This is a genomic window from Streptomyces sp. NPDC015345 (assembly GCF_043078805.1).
GTDB lineage: Bacteria > Actinomycetota > Actinomycetes > Streptomycetales > Streptomycetaceae > Streptomyces.
Genome location: NZ_JBIBTX010000006.1, coordinates 140,879 through 156,205 on the forward strand (window position 1 = coordinate 140,879; position 15,327 = coordinate 156,205).

At 71.1% G+C, this 15,327-nt stretch carries 11 protein-coding genes and 1 pseudogene; 10 read left to right on the plus strand and 2 right to left on the minus strand.

Annotation, left to right across the window (positions count from 1 at the left end):
- Window positions 1-46 precede the first annotated feature (46 nt).
- From ACF062_RS24910 to ACF062_RS24920, 3 genes are all read left to right on the plus strand, one after another.
- Complete coding sequence (locus ACF062_RS24910) at window positions 47-250, plus strand: MbtH family protein (RefSeq protein ID WP_392141349.1); 204 nt, start codon at window positions 47-49, stop codon at window positions 248-250.
- A gap of 130 nt (window positions 251-380) precedes the next feature.
- Entirely contained in the window at window positions 381-956 is a 576-nt protein-coding gene (locus ACF062_RS24915) for a GNAT family N-acetyltransferase (RefSeq protein ID WP_392141351.1), read from the plus strand.
- On the plus strand, window positions 953-2,221 hold the full coding sequence (locus ACF062_RS24920) for an MFS transporter (protein WP_392141353.1): 1,269 nt from the start codon (window positions 953-955) through the stop codon (window positions 2,219-2,221). The genes ACF062_RS24915 and ACF062_RS24920 overlap by 4 nt, the downstream gene beginning before the upstream one ends.
- Window positions 2,222-2,260: 39 nt before the next feature.
- On the opposite strand, the gene ACF062_RS24925 is transcribed toward ACF062_RS24920, so the two are convergent.
- Together ACF062_RS24925 and ACF062_RS24930 are read right to left on the minus strand one after the other, a co-directional pair.
- Window positions 2,261-3,205 (minus strand): aldo/keto reductase family oxidoreductase, encoded by a 945-nt coding sequence (locus tag ACF062_RS24925; protein ID WP_392141355.1) that lies wholly within the window; start codon window positions 3,203-3,205, stop codon window positions 2,261-2,263.
- A 110-nt stretch (window positions 3,206-3,315) separates the two neighbouring features.
- Window positions 3,316-4,353: a LacI family DNA-binding transcriptional regulator gene (locus tag ACF062_RS24930; protein ID WP_392141357.1), complete on the minus strand. Its 1,038-nt coding sequence runs from the start codon at window positions 4,351-4,353 to the stop codon at window positions 3,316-3,318.
- A gap of 338 nt (window positions 4,354-4,691) precedes the next feature.
- On the opposite strand from ACF062_RS24930, the gene ACF062_RS24935 reads away from it, so the two are divergent.
- The 7 genes and pseudogenes from ACF062_RS24935 (at window position 4,692) to pulA (ending at window position 15,322) form a co-directional block, all read left to right on the plus strand.
- Window positions 4,692-5,963 carry an extracellular solute-binding protein gene (locus ACF062_RS24935; RefSeq protein ID WP_392141359.1) on the plus strand — a complete coding sequence of 424 codons (1,272 nt, stop codon included), beginning with the start codon at window positions 4,692-4,694 and terminating at the stop codon, window positions 5,961-5,963.
- Between the two features lie 41 nt (window positions 5,964-6,004).
- Window positions 6,005-7,033, plus strand: coding sequence for a carbohydrate ABC transporter permease (locus ACF062_RS24940; protein ID WP_392141361.1), 1,029 nt, complete (start codon window positions 6,005-6,007; stop codon window positions 7,031-7,033).
- Between the two features lie 5 nt (window positions 7,034-7,038).
- On the plus strand, window positions 7,039-7,917 hold the full coding sequence (locus ACF062_RS24945; RefSeq protein WP_392141363.1) for a sugar ABC transporter permease: 879 nt from the start codon (window positions 7,039-7,041) through the stop codon (window positions 7,915-7,917).
- Between the two features lie 103 nt (window positions 7,918-8,020).
- Complete coding sequence (locus ACF062_RS24950) at window positions 8,021-9,727, plus strand: glycoside hydrolase family 13 protein (protein ID WP_392141365.1); 1,707 nt, start codon at window positions 8,021-8,023, stop codon at window positions 9,725-9,727.
- Window positions 9,715-10,782 carry a LacI family DNA-binding transcriptional regulator gene (locus ACF062_RS24955; RefSeq protein WP_356572845.1) on the plus strand — a complete coding sequence of 356 codons (1,068 nt, stop codon included), beginning with the start codon at window positions 9,715-9,717 and terminating at the stop codon, window positions 10,780-10,782. The genes ACF062_RS24950 and ACF062_RS24955 overlap by 13 nt, the downstream gene beginning before the upstream one ends.
- A gap of 332 nt (window positions 10,783-11,114) precedes the next feature.
- A pseudogene (locus tag ACF062_RS24960) lies at window positions 11,115-12,512 on the plus strand (alpha-amylase family protein); the annotation flags it as partial.
- Window positions 12,513-12,613: 101 nt separating this feature from the next.
- Window positions 12,614-15,322 (plus strand): pullulanase-type alpha-1,6-glucosidase, encoded by a 2,709-nt coding sequence (gene pulA / locus ACF062_RS24965; RefSeq protein WP_392141367.1) that lies wholly within the window; start codon window positions 12,614-12,616, stop codon window positions 15,320-15,322.
- Window positions 15,323-15,327: the final 5 nt, after the last annotated feature.

Sequence of the window (15,327 nt, forward strand, 5' to 3'; positions counted from 1 at the left end):
CTGACCGCCCACTGCCCACCCGAACCGGACGACGAAAGAAGACGACATGGACGAGAACACCCGCTACCAGGTGCTGCGCAACGACGAGGAGCAGTACTCGCTCTGGCCCACCGACATCGAGGTGCCTGCGGGCTGGCACGCCGTAGGCAAGGAGGGCACCGAAGCCGAGTGCTCCGCCTACGTCGACGAGGCCTGGACCGACATGCGGCCCAAGAGCCTGCGCGAGCGCATGGAGAACACCCGGGCCTGACCGGCCCGCCGCACCCACACGCCGGGCCGGCCGCATCCGCGCCGGCCCGGCACCCCCCCACGCGTCGCCGTTCCGACGCCCCACCGTCCTCGGCCCACCACGACACGGCAACACTCCCGAGGAGCCCGCCATGACCCCCGTCCTGCGCACCGAACGCCTGGACTTCATCCCGTACCGACCCGAACACGAGGACCACTTCGTCGCGCTGCTGCGGAACGCGGAGGTGTGCCGCTGGATGGGCCAGGACCTCGCGCCCGAACCGCGGCTCCGTGAGGTGTTCCGCGCCATCCTCACCGAGGTCTACCCGCAGCACCGGTTCGACGTGTGGGGCCTGTGGCTGGCGGGCGAGTACGTCGGGCACGCCGAGGTGAAGCCCACCGGCAACGTCGACGGCCATGAACTCGTCACCGCGCTCGCCCCCGCCTACTGGGGGCACGGACTGGGCGGCGAGGCCGTACGCGGCCTGCTCCGGCACGCCGCCGACAACCTCGGGCTCAGCGAGGCGTACGGCATGGTCGGCGCCGAGAACACCGCCAGCCTCGCCCTCTGCCGCCGCCTGGGCTTCCGCCACGTCCGGGACGTCGTCGCCGACGACGGATCCGTCACGAAAATGCTCGTCATCCCGGTCGAGGACCCGAGCGGGACGGCAGCCACCCCTGGCGGTCCGGCGCCCCGAGACGCCCGGAGTACCGGAGGCCCGGTGTGAGCCGGCCGTCCGCCGGTGAGGGTACCGCCGAGACGGCGGACGCCGGCCGTTCACCGGGGCTGTGGCGCAACCGCGACTTCAATCTGTTGTGGACCGGGCAGTGCCTCTCCGACCTCGGCGGCGCCATGGTGGAGCTGGCACTGCCGCTGCTGGTGCTCCAGCAGACCGGGTCCCCGGCCCAGGCCGGGCTCGTCGGAACCGCCGGGCTCGTCACCACCCTGGTGTGCCGGCTGCCGGCCGGTGTCCTCGCCGACCGCCTCGACCGGCGCCGCCTGATGATCACCTGCGATGTGCTCCGCCTCACCGGGTACGCACTGCTCGGCTGGGCAGTGGCGACGGGCGCCGCGAGCCTGCCGGTGATCGTCGCGGTGGTGATCGCCGGTGCCGCCGCCACGGCCGTCTTCAGCACCGCCGAGCACGCGTCGGTGCGCAAGCTGGTCCGCCCCGACCAGCTCACCGCGGCCGTCGCCCGCAACGAGGCGCGCGCGTACGCCGTCTCGCTGACCGGCCCGCCGTTGGGCGGCCTGCTGTTCGGGCTCGGGCGCGCCCTGCCGTTCCTCGGCAACGCGCTGAGCCACCTGCTCTCCCTCGTGGCCGTCGCCTGCATCCGGCGGCCTCTCCAGGAGGTCCGGCGGGAGGCCGCCCCGCCCGTCGCCGTCTCGGCGGCGCAGGGCCTGCGCTTCCTCCTCGGCCATCCCTTCCTGCGCGCCCTGCTGGTGATCGCCGCGCCGCTGAACATGGCCTTCACCGGCATGATCTTCGCGATGACGCTCGCCCTGCTCGACGCGGGTGCCCCTCCGGCCCTGGTGGGTCTCGCCGGAACGATCTTCGCGCTGGGCGGCTTCCTCGGCGCCCTCGTGGCCCCCGCCCTGCAACGGCGGTTGCGGCTGCCCGTCCTGATGAAACTGCTGTGCTGGACGACCGCCGCGCTGATGGCGGTGAGCACGCTCCTCGCGGGCAGTGTGCTCGCCGCCATACCGCTGGCCGCCGCCGTGTTCCTCGGGCCCACGGCGAACGCGGCGCTCTTCGCCCACCAGGCCGCCGTCACACCGGACCACCTGCAAGGCCGCGTGGTCAGTGGCGTACTGCTCGCCGCGGGCTCCGCCGCCGCGCTCGCCCCCGCCCTGGCCGGTGCCCTCCTGGCCCGTTTCGACCCGGCACCGGCCATGCTGGTCTTCCCCGCCCTGGTGGCCGTCGCCGCGGTGACGGCCACTCGCAGCAAAGGCATCCGCGGCATGCCCGACCAGCGGCTCGGGCCTGCTTGAACCGTGCGCCGGCCCGATGCGGGCGGGGTCGGCGGCCGGTCAGGGCAGCGGGCCGCCACGGGCGGTGACCCACAGGTCGTACCACTCCTCGTGGGTGAGGCCGGGCGCACGGCGCACGGCGTCGCGGCAGGCACGGATGCGCTCGGGCCTGCTGGTCCCGATGACCGGCGCGATACGGGCCGGATGCCGCTGGAGCCACCACAGCAGGATCGTCTCCGGTGTCGTGGCCTTGCGGTCGGCGAGGGCGGTGACGAGGCGGGCGGTGGGCGTGTCCTGGCCGTCGGTGTAGCGGCCCTGGGCCAGGGCCCCCCAGGCCTGGAGCCGGATCCCGTGGGCGTGGCAGTACTCGACCGTCCCGTGCGGGAAGCCGTTGCCGGTCGCGGCCTCGGTGTTCACGAGGACACCGGACTCCACCCAGTCCCGGCGGGCCAGGCTCATCTCCAACTGGTCGGCGACCAGGGGCACATCGAGATGGGAGCGCAGCAGCTCGATCTGTGCCGCGCTCATGTTGGACACGCCGAAGCGCCGCACCAGGCCCTGGGCGTGCAGGGAGGTGAGCGCCTCGGCGATCTCCTCCGGGCCGGTCAGCGGATCCGGGCGGTGCAGGAGCAGTACGTCGAGCACGTCGGTGCGGAGCCGGGTGAGGCTCTCCTCGACGCGCCGCACGATGCTCTTGCCCCGCAGGTCGTACATGCCGGGAAGAGCGCCGTCGGCCTGCCGGATGCCGCACTTGGTCTGCAGGACGACGCGCTCCCGCAACCCGGGCGCCCTGGCGAGCACCTCGCCGAAGACCGCCTCGGCCTTGCCGCGCCGGTAGATGTCGGCGTGGTCGAACTCCGTGATGCCGATGTCGAGCGCCGCCTCGACGGCGGCCTCCGCGTGAGCGATGTCCGCGGCGGCGTACGGCTCGTCGTCCCACGTGCCGCCGAGCCCCATGCACCCGTACAACGGCCGGCCCGTGAGCACGTCGGTCTGCGCTGCCATGCGTTCTCCCTTGCTGCTCGGCGACCCGCCTGCTGCTCGGCGCAGCCGGACCCGGCGGCGCGGGACCGAGTCGAACAAGCCGCCGACACGTTTGGCAAGGAGTTTCAGGGCTAGGCGGTCCTGCGGTCCTCGAGCCGCCCGGAGGCGGTCGAGTCGCGTACGACCAGTTCCGGCAGGAAGACGAACTCGCTGTGCGGGGCGGGCGTGCCGCCGATCTCCTCCAGGAGCGTGCGGACCGCGGCCTGGCCCATCGCCTGGACGGGCTGGCGGACGGTGGTCAGCGGGGGATCGGTGAACGCGATCAGCGGCGAGTCGTCGTAGCCGACGACGGAGAGGTCGCGGGGGACCTCAAGGCCCCGCTCGCGGGCGGCGCGGACGGCGCCGAGCGCCATCATGTCGCTGGCGCACACGATCGCGGTGCAGCCCCGGCCGATCAGCGTGGCCGCCGCGGCCTGGCCGCCCTCCAGGGTGTACAGGGAGTGCTCGATGAGCGCGGCGGAGTCCTCGGCCGACATGCCGAGGCGCTCGCGCATGCCGAGCTGGAAGCCCTCGATCTTGCGCAGTACGGGCACGAACCGCCGGGGGCCCACCGCGAGGCCGATCCTGGTGTGGCCGAGCGAGGTCAGGTGCGTGACGGCCAGCCGCGCCGCGGCCCGGTCGTCGGTGGAGACGAAGGGGGCCCGCACCTTGGGCGAGAAGCCGTTGACCAGGACGTAGGGCACGCCCTTGCCGCGAAGCACCTCGTAGCGCTCCATGTCGGCGGTGGTGTCGGCGTGCAGTCCGGAGACGAAGATGATGCCGGAGACGCCGCGGTCCACCAGCATCTCGGTCAGCTCGTCCTCGGTGGAGCCGCCGGGGGTCTGGGTGGCGAGCACGGGGGTGTAGCCCTGGCGGGTCAGGGCCTGGGCGATGACCTGGGCGAGCGCGGGGAAGATCGGATTGTCCAGCTCGGGCGTGATCAGTCCGATCAGACCGGCGCTGCTGCGCTGCCGCAGCCGTGCGGGACGGTCGAAACCGAGCACGTCGAGCGCCGCGAGGACGGATTCCCGGGTGGCCGCGGCGACACCGGGCTTGCCGTTGAGGACACGGCTCACGGTGGCTTCGCTGACCCCCGCCTGCGCTGCGATGTCGACGAGCCGTGCGGTCATGGACTGGACTGTACCTGCCATCCACCTGATTGCCCACCAGCTGCACGGACTTGCGGAAGGCTTCCAGTCCTGCAAGGGACTTGCAGTGGCCCGAGAGGGGCATCGGGGGATAAGAGGCCACCTCAGAGCGGTGTCAAGCGCAGCAATGGCAACCGTAAGGACACGCAGCGGTAACGATGAACAGCGCTTGCAGAAATTTCTCGCAAGGTCTTTCGGCGGCTTTTCAATCCTGTTACGTTCCCTGGCAACCCGGCGCCGCGTCCAGTGCGGCTCACCGGAGGCACCTCTCCCCGAGGTCCCGCCTCCCCTCGTTCTCGGGTTCAGTCGAAGGAGTTCTCATGCGGCGTGGCATAGGGGCCACCGCGCTGGTCGCGGCCCTGACCTTGACGGCGGCAGCGTGCGGTGGTGACGACGGTGACAGCGGCAAGAAGAGCTCGGGCAAGCTCTCCGGCACCGTCACTTTCTGGGACACCTCGAACGACGCCGAGAAGGGGACCTACGAGAAGCTCGCCAAGGGCTTCGAGAAGCTCCACCCCGACGTCAAGGTCGACTACGTGAGCGTCGCGTTCGGCGAGGCCAACGCCAAGTTCAAGAACGCCGCCGGCGGCAACTCCGGGGCTCCCGACGTGATGCGTACCGAGGTCGCCTGGGTCGCCGACTTCGCCAACCTCGGCTACCTCGCCCCGCTGGAGGGCACCGCCGCGCTGGACAAGGCCGACGACTACCTGCCGCAGGCGGCGGCCAGCACCAAGTTCAAGGGCAAGACCTACGCGGTGCCGCAGACCATCGACACCCTGGCTCTCTTCTACAACAAGAAGATGCTCAAGAAGGCCGGTGTCGAGGTGCCGACCACCTTCGACGAGGTGAAGTCCGCCGCGAAGAAGATCAAGTCGAAGACCGGCAAGACCGGTCTCTACCTGCGCGGCGACGACCCGTACTTCTACCTCCCGTACCTCTACGGAGAGGGTGGCGACCTCCTCGACACCAAGAACAAGAAGGTCACGGTCGACGAGCCCGAGGGCGCCGCCGCGTTCAAGGTCATGAAGGACCTCGTCGACTCCGGGGCCGCGACCACCGACGCGAGCGACGGCTACAACAACCAGCTGAACGCCTTCAAGGACGGCGAAGTGGCCATGGCGATCGACGGGCCGTGGTCCATCGAGGGCGCCTTGAAGGGCAAGGAGTTCAAGGGGGACAAGGCCAACCTCGGCGTCGCCCCCGTCCCCGGCGGCAGCGACCGGCAGGCCGCCCCGCAGGGCGGCTGGAACCTCGCGGCCTACGCGGGCTCCGGCAACCTCGACGCGAGCTACGAGTTCATCAAGTACATGAGCTCGGCCAAGGTGCAGCAGCAGACCACCGAGCAGCTCAGCCTGCTGCCCACCCGCACCTCCGTCTACGACGTGAAGTCCGTCAAGGACAACCAGATGGTGCAGTTCTTCAAGCCGGCCGTGGACAAGTCCGTCGAGCGGCCGTGGATCCCCCAGGCCAACTCCCTCTTCGAGCCGATCCGCCTGCAGATGGGGAAGGTGCTCAGCGGCAAGGCCTCGCCGCAGGGCGCGGCGGACGGCGTCGGCGACGCCTACCGCAAGCTCCTCAAGGACTACAAGTAAGCAGCGGAAAGATCCCGAAGATGAGGAGGGCTGACCGCCCCATGGCTGTCGAGAGCGGCCAGTCGGTGGTGAGGGCCGCGGATGCCACGAGCATCCGCGGCCGCGGCCACCGGACCGGCAAGAACCACCGGACCGGCAAGCACCCCGGGCGTCTGCGCCGGGCGCTGTCCACTCACTGGTACGCCTGGGCCATGGTCGCCCCCGTGGTGACCGTGATCGGCGTGATCATCGGCTACCCGCTGGTGCGCGGCCTCTACCTGTCCACGACCGACGCCAACGAGGCGAACGTCGAGCGCACCATCGGTGTCAACCACATCCCGGCGACGTACGAGTCGGTCGGCCTGGACAACTACACCGCCGTCCTCTCCGACGGCGTCTTCTGGGACCGGTTGAGCTGGACCGTCATCTGGACCGTCTCCTGTGTCGCGCTGTCCTTCGCGCTCGGCCTGGCCCTGGCGAACATGCTCAACCGCAAGCTGGCGGGGCGCTCCTTCTACCGGATGGCGCTGATCCTGCCCTGGGCGGTGCCCGCCTTCGTCTCCGTCTTCACCTGGCGGCTGATCTTCAACGAGAAGAGCGGCATCCTGAACAAGCTGCTGGCCGGTGGCGGCATCGACGCCATCCCGTGGCTGAACGACCCCACGTGGGCCAAGATCTCGGTCATCACCGTCAACGTCTGGCTCGGCGTGCCGTTCATGCTGGTGGCCATGCTCGGCGGACTCCAGTCCATCCCCGGCGAGCTGTACGAGGCCGCCGAGATGGACGGCGCGAACGCCTGGCAGCGCTTCCGGCACATCACCCTGCCCGGCCTGCGCTCCGTCAGCAGCACGGTGATCCTCATCAGCGGCATCTGGACCTTCAACATGTTCCCGGTGATCTTCCTGCTCACCCGGGGCGGACCGGGGGACGCCACCGAGATCCTGGTGACGTACGCCTACCGGCTCTCGTTCGTCGTGAGCCCCCGCGACTTCGCGGGATCCGCGGCCTGGGGCGTGATCATTCTGCTGCTCCTCTCGCTCTTCGCGGTGGTCTACCGCCGCGCGCTCCGCAAGCAGGGAGAAGTCTGGTGACGACCATGACGAACCGACCGACCAAGACCCGGACCGCGCCGAAGCCGAGGACCAGGCCGCGCGGCGAACGCGGGCCGCTGGCCTCCGTCGGGCTCCACCTGACGCTGCTCGTCGCCTCGGCCATCGCGGTGCTGCCCCCGCTGTGGCTGCTCGTCACGTCGTTCAAGCCGGAGAGCGAGGCGTTCTCCACCGCCCTGGTGAAGGACTTCACGCTCGGCAACTACGACCACGTCATCAACGACACCGAGTTCCTGAGCTGGGTCGCCAACTCCCTGCTCGTCGTCGGGCTGACCACCGTGATCGGCGTCTTCATCTCCGCGACCACCGGCTACGCCGTCAGCCGCTTCCGGTTCCCCGGCATGCGCCCGCTGATGTGGCTGCTGCTGATCACCCAGATGTTCCCCGTCGCGGTGCTCATCGTGCCGCTCTACAACCTCCTCGCCAACCTCGGCCTGCTCAACCAGCCCATCGGCCTCGTCGTCACCTACCTCACGATCGCCGTGCCCTTCTGCGCCTGGATGATGAAGGGGTACTTCGACACCATCCCGGTGGAGATCGACGAGGCGGGACGGGTGGACGGCCTCAATCCGTTCGGCACGTTCTGGCGGCTCATCGTGCCGCTGGCCAAGCCGGGGCTCGCCGTCACCGGCTTCTACAGCTTCATCACCGGCTGGGCCGAGGTCGCGTACGCGTCCGCGTTCATGACCGGCGAGGAGAACCTCACCCTCGCCGGCGGCCTCCAGACGTTCGTCAACCAGTACACCAGCGACTGGGGCTCGCTGACGGCCGCCGCGGTCATCGTCGCGGTCCCCGCCGCGGTGATCTTCGGCTTCGTCCAGCGCCACCTGGTCGGTGGACTCACCGCCGGCGCGACGAAGTCCTGACCGCCCGCCTCGCGGCTCACCGGAACGTCCGGACCACCGGACCCTCCGTGCCACCGGTTCTCCCCGCCCATCGATCTCTCGATCCCTCGATCCCAGGGAAGACATGACCCAGCATCTCGCTGCCCCCACAGCCCCCGCCCGCGGCACCCACCCGGACTGGTGGCGCGACGCGGTGATCTACCAGGTCTATCCGCGCAGCTTCGCCGACGGCGACGGCGACGGCATGGGCGACCTGGCGGGCATCCGCGCCCGGCTGCCCTACCTCAGGGACCTCGGCGTCGACGCCGTCTGGCTCAGCCCCTTCTACTCCTCGCCGCAGGCCGACGCCGGATACGACGTCGCCGACTACCGCGCGATCGACCCGATGTTCGGTGACCTGCACGACGCCGACGCCCTGCTGCGCGACGCCCACGCCCTCGGCCTGCGCGTCATCGTGGACCTGGTGCCCAACCACTCCTCCGACCGGCACGACTGGTTCCGGCGTGCCCTGCGCGAAGGGCCGGGCTCACCGCTGCGCGAGCGCTACCACTTCCGCCCCGGCAAGGGCGCGGACGGCGAACTCCCGCCCAACGACTGGGAGTCCATATTCGGCGGCCCCGCCTGGACCCGGGTCGAGGACGGCGAGTGGTACCTCCACCTCTTCGCCCCCGAACAGCCGGACTTCAACTGGGAGCACCCGGCCGTCCGCGACGAGTTCCGTTCGATCCTGCGGTTCTGGCTCGACATGGGTGTGGACGGCTTCCGCGTCGACGTCGCCCACGGTCTGGTCAAGGCCGAGGGCCTGCCCGACATCGGCACACACGACCAGCTCAAGCTGCTCGGCAACGACACCATGCCGTTCTTCGACCAGGACGGCGTGCACGAGATCTACCGCAGCTGGCGCGGCGTCCTCGCCGAGTACGCGGCGAACGACCTCGGGCCCGCGGGCTCCTCTTCCCTGAAGGACCGGGGCCAGGGGACGGGCGGGCGCATCCTCGTCGCGGAGGCCTGGACGCCCACCGTCGAGCGCGCCGCCGCCTACGTGCGCCCCGACGAGATGCACCAGGCGTTCAACTTCCACTACCTCGGCACGTACTGGGACGCCGCCGAGCTGCGGGCGGTCATCGACGCCTCACTGGCCGCCATGCGGCCCGTCGGCGCCCCCGCCACCTGGGTGCTCTCCAACCACGACGTCACCCGCCACACCACGCGCTTCGCCAACCCGCCGGGGCTCGGCACCCAGCTGCGCACCGCCGGCGACCGCGAACTCGGCCTGCGCCGCGCACGCGCCGCGACCCTCCTGATGCTCGCGCTGCCCGGGTCCGCCTACATCTACCAGGGCGAGGAACTCGGCCTGCCCGATGTCACCGACCTGCCCGACGAGGTGCGCCAGGACCCCTCCTTCATCCGGGCCAGCGGCCAGGACGGATTCCGCGACGGCTGCCGGGTGCCCATCCCCTGGACCGTCGACGGGCCGAGCCACGGCTTCGGCGCCGGTGGCAGCTGGCTGCCCCAGCCCGCGGGCTGGGGCGAGCTGAGCGTGCAGGCCCAGACCGGCGACCCCGACTCGACCCTGGAGCTGTACCGGCGCGCGCTGCGCGTACGGCGGACACAGCCGGGCCTCGGCGCGGGCGACTCGCTGGAGTGGCTCGAAGCACCCGAGGGGGTCCTCGCCTTCCGCCGTGACGGTTTCGTGTGCACCGCGAACACCACGGGCTCAGCGGTGCGGATCCCGGCTCCCGGGCGGGTCCTGCTCGCCAACGCCGCCGTGGAGGCCGTGGACGGCAAGGCCGAGCTGCCCGCCGACACCACCGTCTGGTGGGCGGTGTGACCAACTCCCCGCCGCGCGCCCCGGACTGGGCCGACCGCGGTGCTCCGCGCCTCGCGGACATCGCCGTCCAGGCCGGGGTGAGCGAGGCCACCGCGAGCCGGGTGCTCAACGGCAAGCCGGGGGTGGCGACGGGCACGCGGCAGCGGGTGCTCGCGGCCCTGGACATCGTGGGCTACGAGCGCCCGCTGCGGCTGAAGCGGCACAGCGCGGGCCTGGTCGGACTCATCGTCCCCGAGCTCAGCAACCCGATATTCCCCGCCTTCGCGCAGGTCGTCGAGCAGGTCCTCGCCGGGCACGGCTACACCCCCATGCTGTGCACCCAGATGCCGGGCGGCGCGACCGAGGACGAGCTGGTCGAGCAGCTGGAGGAGCGCCGGGTCAGCGGCATCGTGTTCCTCTCCGGGCTGCACGCCGACACCACGGCGGATCCCACCCGCTACCTCGAACTGGTCGGCCGGGGCACGCCGTTCGTGCTGATCAACGGCTACAACGAGAACATCCCGGTGTCCTTCGTCTCGCCCGACGACCGCGCGGCGGCCCGGATGGCGGTGCGCCACCTGGTCGACCTGGGGCACGACCGGATCGGTCTGGCCATCGGACCGACCAGGTACGTCCCCTCCCGGCGCAAGGCGGAGGGGTTCACCGCGGCGCTGCACGAGTTCCTCGGCCCGGCACAGGGGGAGGCCGAGCGGCTCGTGCAGCGCACCCTGTTCACGGTCGAGGGCGGCCACGCGGCGGCCAGCGCGCTGCTGGACGAGGGGTGCACGGCGATGGTCTGCGGCAGCGACATGATGGCGCTGGGCGCCGTCCGCGCGGTGCGTGAGCGGGGGCTCTCGGTACCGGGGGACGTCTCCGTCGTCGGCTTCGACGACTCGCCGCTGATCGCGTTCACGGACCCGCCGCTGACCACGGTGCGTCAGCCGGTGCAGGCGATGGCGACCGCCGCGGTGGGTGCCCTTCTGGAGGAGATCCAGGGCAATCCCGTACAGCACACGGAGTTCGTCTTCCAGCCGGAGCTGGTCGTCCGGGGCTCCACGGCGCAGGCGCCGCGCTGAGGGCCCGCGCTCCGGGGCCTGCCGGCTCCAGGGCCCCGGTCCGAACCGCCGGGCGCGTGGGGCCCGTTGCTCCGGGCCCCCGGCGGCCCGGACCGGAGATGTGGTTGAACGTAACATCGTCGCAATCTCTTGCGAAAGACCTTGCGGGGCATGAAATCGAGGGAACCGCAGTGTGACGCCCAGTTGTGCCCGAAGGGTTGACCGCGGTTACAGGGGGTCGTACGGTCTCGACCGATATCGGCGTTGAAATGTTGCTGCAACATCCTTCAACGGCCTTACGGGCACGGCGCGTTGCCGCACAAGGCCATCCCCCACCCCCGCAGGAGGCCCTCATGGCACGTCGTAAGACCGGAGTCCGCAGACCGCTGGCCGCCGCCCTCGCCCTCGCCGCCGGAGCCGCCGGCAGCCTCGTCGCGGGAGCCCCGCAGGCCCAGGCCGCCCCGCCCGGTGGCAAGGACGTGACCGCCGTGCTCTTCGAGTGGAAGTTCGCCTCGGTGGCAAAGGCGTGCACGGAGCAGCTCGGCCCCGCGGGGTACGGTGCCGTCCAGGTGTCGCCGCCCCAGGAGCGACTCCAGGGCGAGGCGTGGTGGGCCGCGTACCAGCCCGTCAGCTACCAGATCGGCACCCGGCTCGGCGACCGGGCCGCCTTCCGCAGGATGGTCGAGACCTGCCATTCCGCGGGTGTCAAGGTCATCGCCGACGCGGTGATCAACCACATGACGAACGCCTCCGGCACCGGCTCCGCGGGATCCCGCTTCACCAAGTACGACTACCCGGGCACGTACTCGGCCGCCGACATGAACAACTGCCAGGCCCCGATCAGCGACTACCGGGACCGCTGGAACGTCCAGAACTGCGAACTGGGCGGTCTTGCCGACCTCGACACCGGTGAGGAGTACGTCCGCGGCAGGATCGCGGCCTACCTCAACGACCTCCTCTCCCTCGGCGTCGACGGTTTCCGCGTCGACGCGGCCAAGCACATGCCCGTCGAGGACCTCAAGAACATCAAGTCGCGGCTGACCGAGCCGGACGTCTACTGGAAGCAGGAGACGCTGTACGGCGCCGGCGAGGCGGTCTCGCCGAGTGAGTACACCGGCGTCGGCGACGCGCAGGAGTTCCGGTACGCCTGGGACCTCAAGCGCGTCTTCAACGACGAGAAGCTCGCCTACCTCAAGAACTACGGCGAGGGCTGGGGCTACCTGCCCGGCTCGAAGGCGTCCGTCTTCGTCACCAACCACGACACCGAGCGGCACGGCCAGACCCTCAGCTACAAGAACGGCGCCAACTACACCCTCGCGCACGTCTTCATGCTCGCCCTGCCCTACGGCTCGCCCGACGTGCACTCCGGCTACGAGTTCAGCGACGCCGACGCCGGCTCACCCGACGGCGGCCACGTGAAGGCCTGCTACAGCGACGGCTGGAAGTGCCAGCACGCCTGGCCCGAGATCAGGAGCATGGTCAAGTTCCGCAACTCCGCGCGGGGGACGGGGATGACCGACTGGTGGGACAACGGCAACGACGCCATCGCGTTCGGCCGGGGCCACAAGGCGTACGTGGCGATCAACCACGAGGACCACACCGTCAACCGCACCTTCCGGACCTCCCTCGCCGCCGGCAGCTACTGCGACGTCCAGAGCGGCAGGACCGTCAAGGTCGACGGCTCGGGGCAGTTCACGGCCGCCGTGGCGTCCAACACCGCGCTGGCTCTGCATGTCGGAGCCAGGAAGTGCTGACCGCCCCACGGCAGGGGCCGCCCGGCTTCCGCTTCCCCGCCGCCGGGCGGCCCACCCCGCCCCGCACCCCCTCCCGCCCTCGACAAGGAGAAGCCCTCTTGACCGGCTCCCGCCGCCGCACCCTGGTCACCACCGCCCTCGCCCTGCTCGCCGCCGTCGCGCCGTTGACCTCCTCCGCCGCCGCCACGCCCAGTACCCCGGCCACCGCTGAAGCGGCCGACGAGCTCGACCTGACCAAGGCCAGAGCCCAGTGGATCGACCGGGACACCGTCGCCTGGGACCTCCCGGACGCCGCCGCCACGACCCACGAAGTGGTGTACGCGCCCGACGGGCGGCTCACCGCTCGGGACGGGCGGCTCTCCGGCGCGGGACGCCACATACGCCTGAGCCAGGCCGAGGGAGGCCTCACCGACGCCCAGCGCGAGAAGTACCCGCACTTGAAGGACTACGCGGCCTTCACCGTCGACCCGCGCGACCGCGATCAGGTACGCCGTGCCCTCACCGGCCAGGTCATCGCGGTCCGCAAGGACGCCGACGGCAAGCCCCTCACCGCCACCGGCGTCCAGACGCAGGGTGTCCTCGACGACCTCTACAGCGCGGCCGCGACCAAGGCCGACCTCGGCCCGCGGTTCCACCACGGCCGCACCTCGCTCGCCGTCTGGGCGCCCACCGCCCAGTCCGTCGCACTCGAACTGGGCGGCGAAACCGTGCCCATGCGGCGCGACGACGCCAGCGGCGTGTGGTCCGTCAGCGGCCCCAAGGCCTGGGCGGGCACGTCGTACCGGTACGCGGTGAAGGTATGGGCGCCCAGCGTCCAGAAAGTCGTCACCAACAAGGTGACCGACCCCTACTCCACCGCCCTCACCGCCGACTCCGCCCGCAGCCTCGCCGTCGACCTCGGCGACCCGAAGCTCGCCCCCGCGGGCTGGGAGCGGCTGAGGAAGCCGAAGGCGACGCCGCTGCGGGACGCGCAGATTCAGGAGCTGCACATCCGCGACTTCTCCGTGGCGGACCGCACCTCCCGCCACCCCGGCGAGTACCGCGCGTTCACGGACACGGCGTCCGACGGCATGAAGCACCTGCGGAAGCTCGCCAGGGCCGGTACGTCGTACGTACACCTGCTGCCCGCCTTCGACTTCGGCACGGTCCCCGAGCGCGCCGGTGCCCGGAGCAGGCCCGACTGCGACCTGGAGGCGTTCGCCGCGGACTCCGACGAGCAGCAGGCGTGCGTCGCCGAGACCGCCGCCAAAGACGGTTACAACTGGGGCTACGACCCGGTGCACTACACCGTGCCGGAGGGCAGCTACGCGAGCGACCCGGACGGGACCCGGCGCACGGTCGAGTTCCGGCAGATGGTCCAGGGCCTGAACGGAGCGGGCCTGCGCACCGTGATGGACGTCGTCTACAACCACACCGTCGCGAGCGGACAGGCCGACAAGTCCGTCCTCGACAAGATCGTGCCCGGCTACTACCAGCGGCTGCTCGCCGATGGCACGGTCGCCACCTCGACGTGCTGCGCCAACACCGCGCCCGAGAACGCCATGATGGGCAGACTCGTCGTCGACTCCCTGGTCACCTGGGCCAAGGAGTACAAGATCGACGGCTTCCGCTTCGACCTGATGGGCCACCACCCCAAGGCCAACATCCTCGCCGTCAGGAAGGCCCTCGACGCGCTGACGCCCGGCAAGGACGGCGTCGACGGAAAGAAGATCATCCTCTACGGAGAGGGCTGGAACTTCGGCGAGGTCGCCGACGACGCCCGCTTCGTCCAGGCCACCCAGAAGAACATGGCCGGCACCGGCGTCGCCACCTTCTCCGACCGGGCCCGCGACGCGGTCCGCGGCGGCGGCCCCTTCGACGGGGACCCCGGCGTCCAGGGCTTCGCCAGCGGCCTCTACACCGACCCCAACTCCTCCGAGTCCAACGGCACGTCCGCCGAGCAGAAGGCCCGGCTCCTGCACTACCAGGACCTGCTGAAGGTGGGCCTGACCGGCAACCTCGCCTCGTACACCTTCACCGACTCCGCCGGCCGCCGGGTCAAGGGCTCGCAGGTCGACTACAACGGCGCCCCCGCCGGATACGCGGCGGCGCCCGGCGACGCCCTCTCCTACGCCGACGCCCACGACAACGAATCGCTGTACGACGCCCTCGCCTTCAAGCTCCCCGCGGACACGAAGCCGGCCGACCGGGCCCGCATGCAGGTGCTCGCGATGGCGACCGCGACCCTGGCCCAGGGCCCGTCGCTCTCCCAGGCCGGCAGCGACCTGCTGCGCTCGAAGTCCCTGGACCGGAACTCCTACGACAGCGGTGACTGGTTCAACGCCATCCACTGGAGCTGCCGGGACGGCAACGGCTTCGGCCGCGGGCTGCCGCCGGCCGCCGACAACAAGGACAAGTGGACCTTCGCCAAGCCCCTCCTGGGCTCCTCCGCCCTGACCCCCGGCTGCCGGGAGATCGACGGAGCGTCCGCCGCGTACCGCGACCTGGTCCGGCTGCGCGCGACCGAGCCCGCCTTCTCCCTCAAGACGGCCGCCGAGGTCCAGTCCCGGCTCTCCTTCCCGCTCTCGGGCACCACGGCGGAGACACCCGGCGTCGTCACGATGCGCCTCGGTGACCTCGTGGTCGTCTTCAACGCGACCCCGGACATCCGGACCCAGCGGGTGCCGGCCCTCGCGGACACCGCGTACCGGCTGCATCCCGTACAGGCCGAGGGCGCGGACACCACCGTCAGGCAGGCTTCGTACGAGCGGAAGTCCGGCACCTTCAGCGTCCCCGCGCGTACGGTCGCCGTCTTCGAGCGGCGCTGATACCG

What these genes read in the sequence shown, in the direction of transcription:
- ACF062_RS24910 (WP_392141349.1), top strand. Translation starts at nt 47, where the DNA reads ATGGACGAGAACACCCGCTACCAGGTGCTGCGCAACGACGAGGAGCAG.
- ACF062_RS24930 (WP_392141357.1), bottom strand. Translation starts at nt 4,353, where the DNA reads ATGACCGCACGGCTCGTCGACATCGCAGCGCAGGCGGGGGTCAGCGAA.
- ACF062_RS24925 (WP_392141355.1), bottom strand. Translation starts at nt 3,205, where the DNA reads ATGGCAGCGCAGACCGACGTGCTCACGGGCCGGCCGTTGTACGGGTGC.
- ACF062_RS24945 (WP_392141363.1), top strand. Translation starts at nt 7,039, where the DNA reads ATGACGAACCGACCGACCAAGACCCGGACCGCGCCGAAGCCGAGGACC.
- ACF062_RS24935 (WP_392141359.1), top strand. Translation starts at nt 4,692, where the DNA reads ATGCGGCGTGGCATAGGGGCCACCGCGCTGGTCGCGGCCCTGACCTTG.
- ACF062_RS24915 (WP_392141351.1), top strand. Translation starts at nt 381, where the DNA reads ATGACCCCCGTCCTGCGCACCGAACGCCTGGACTTCATCCCGTACCGA.
- ACF062_RS24940 (WP_392141361.1), top strand. Translation starts at nt 6,005, where the DNA reads ATGGCTGTCGAGAGCGGCCAGTCGGTGGTGAGGGCCGCGGATGCCACG.
- ACF062_RS24950 (WP_392141365.1), top strand. Translation starts at nt 8,021, where the DNA reads ATGACCCAGCATCTCGCTGCCCCCACAGCCCCCGCCCGCGGCACCCAC.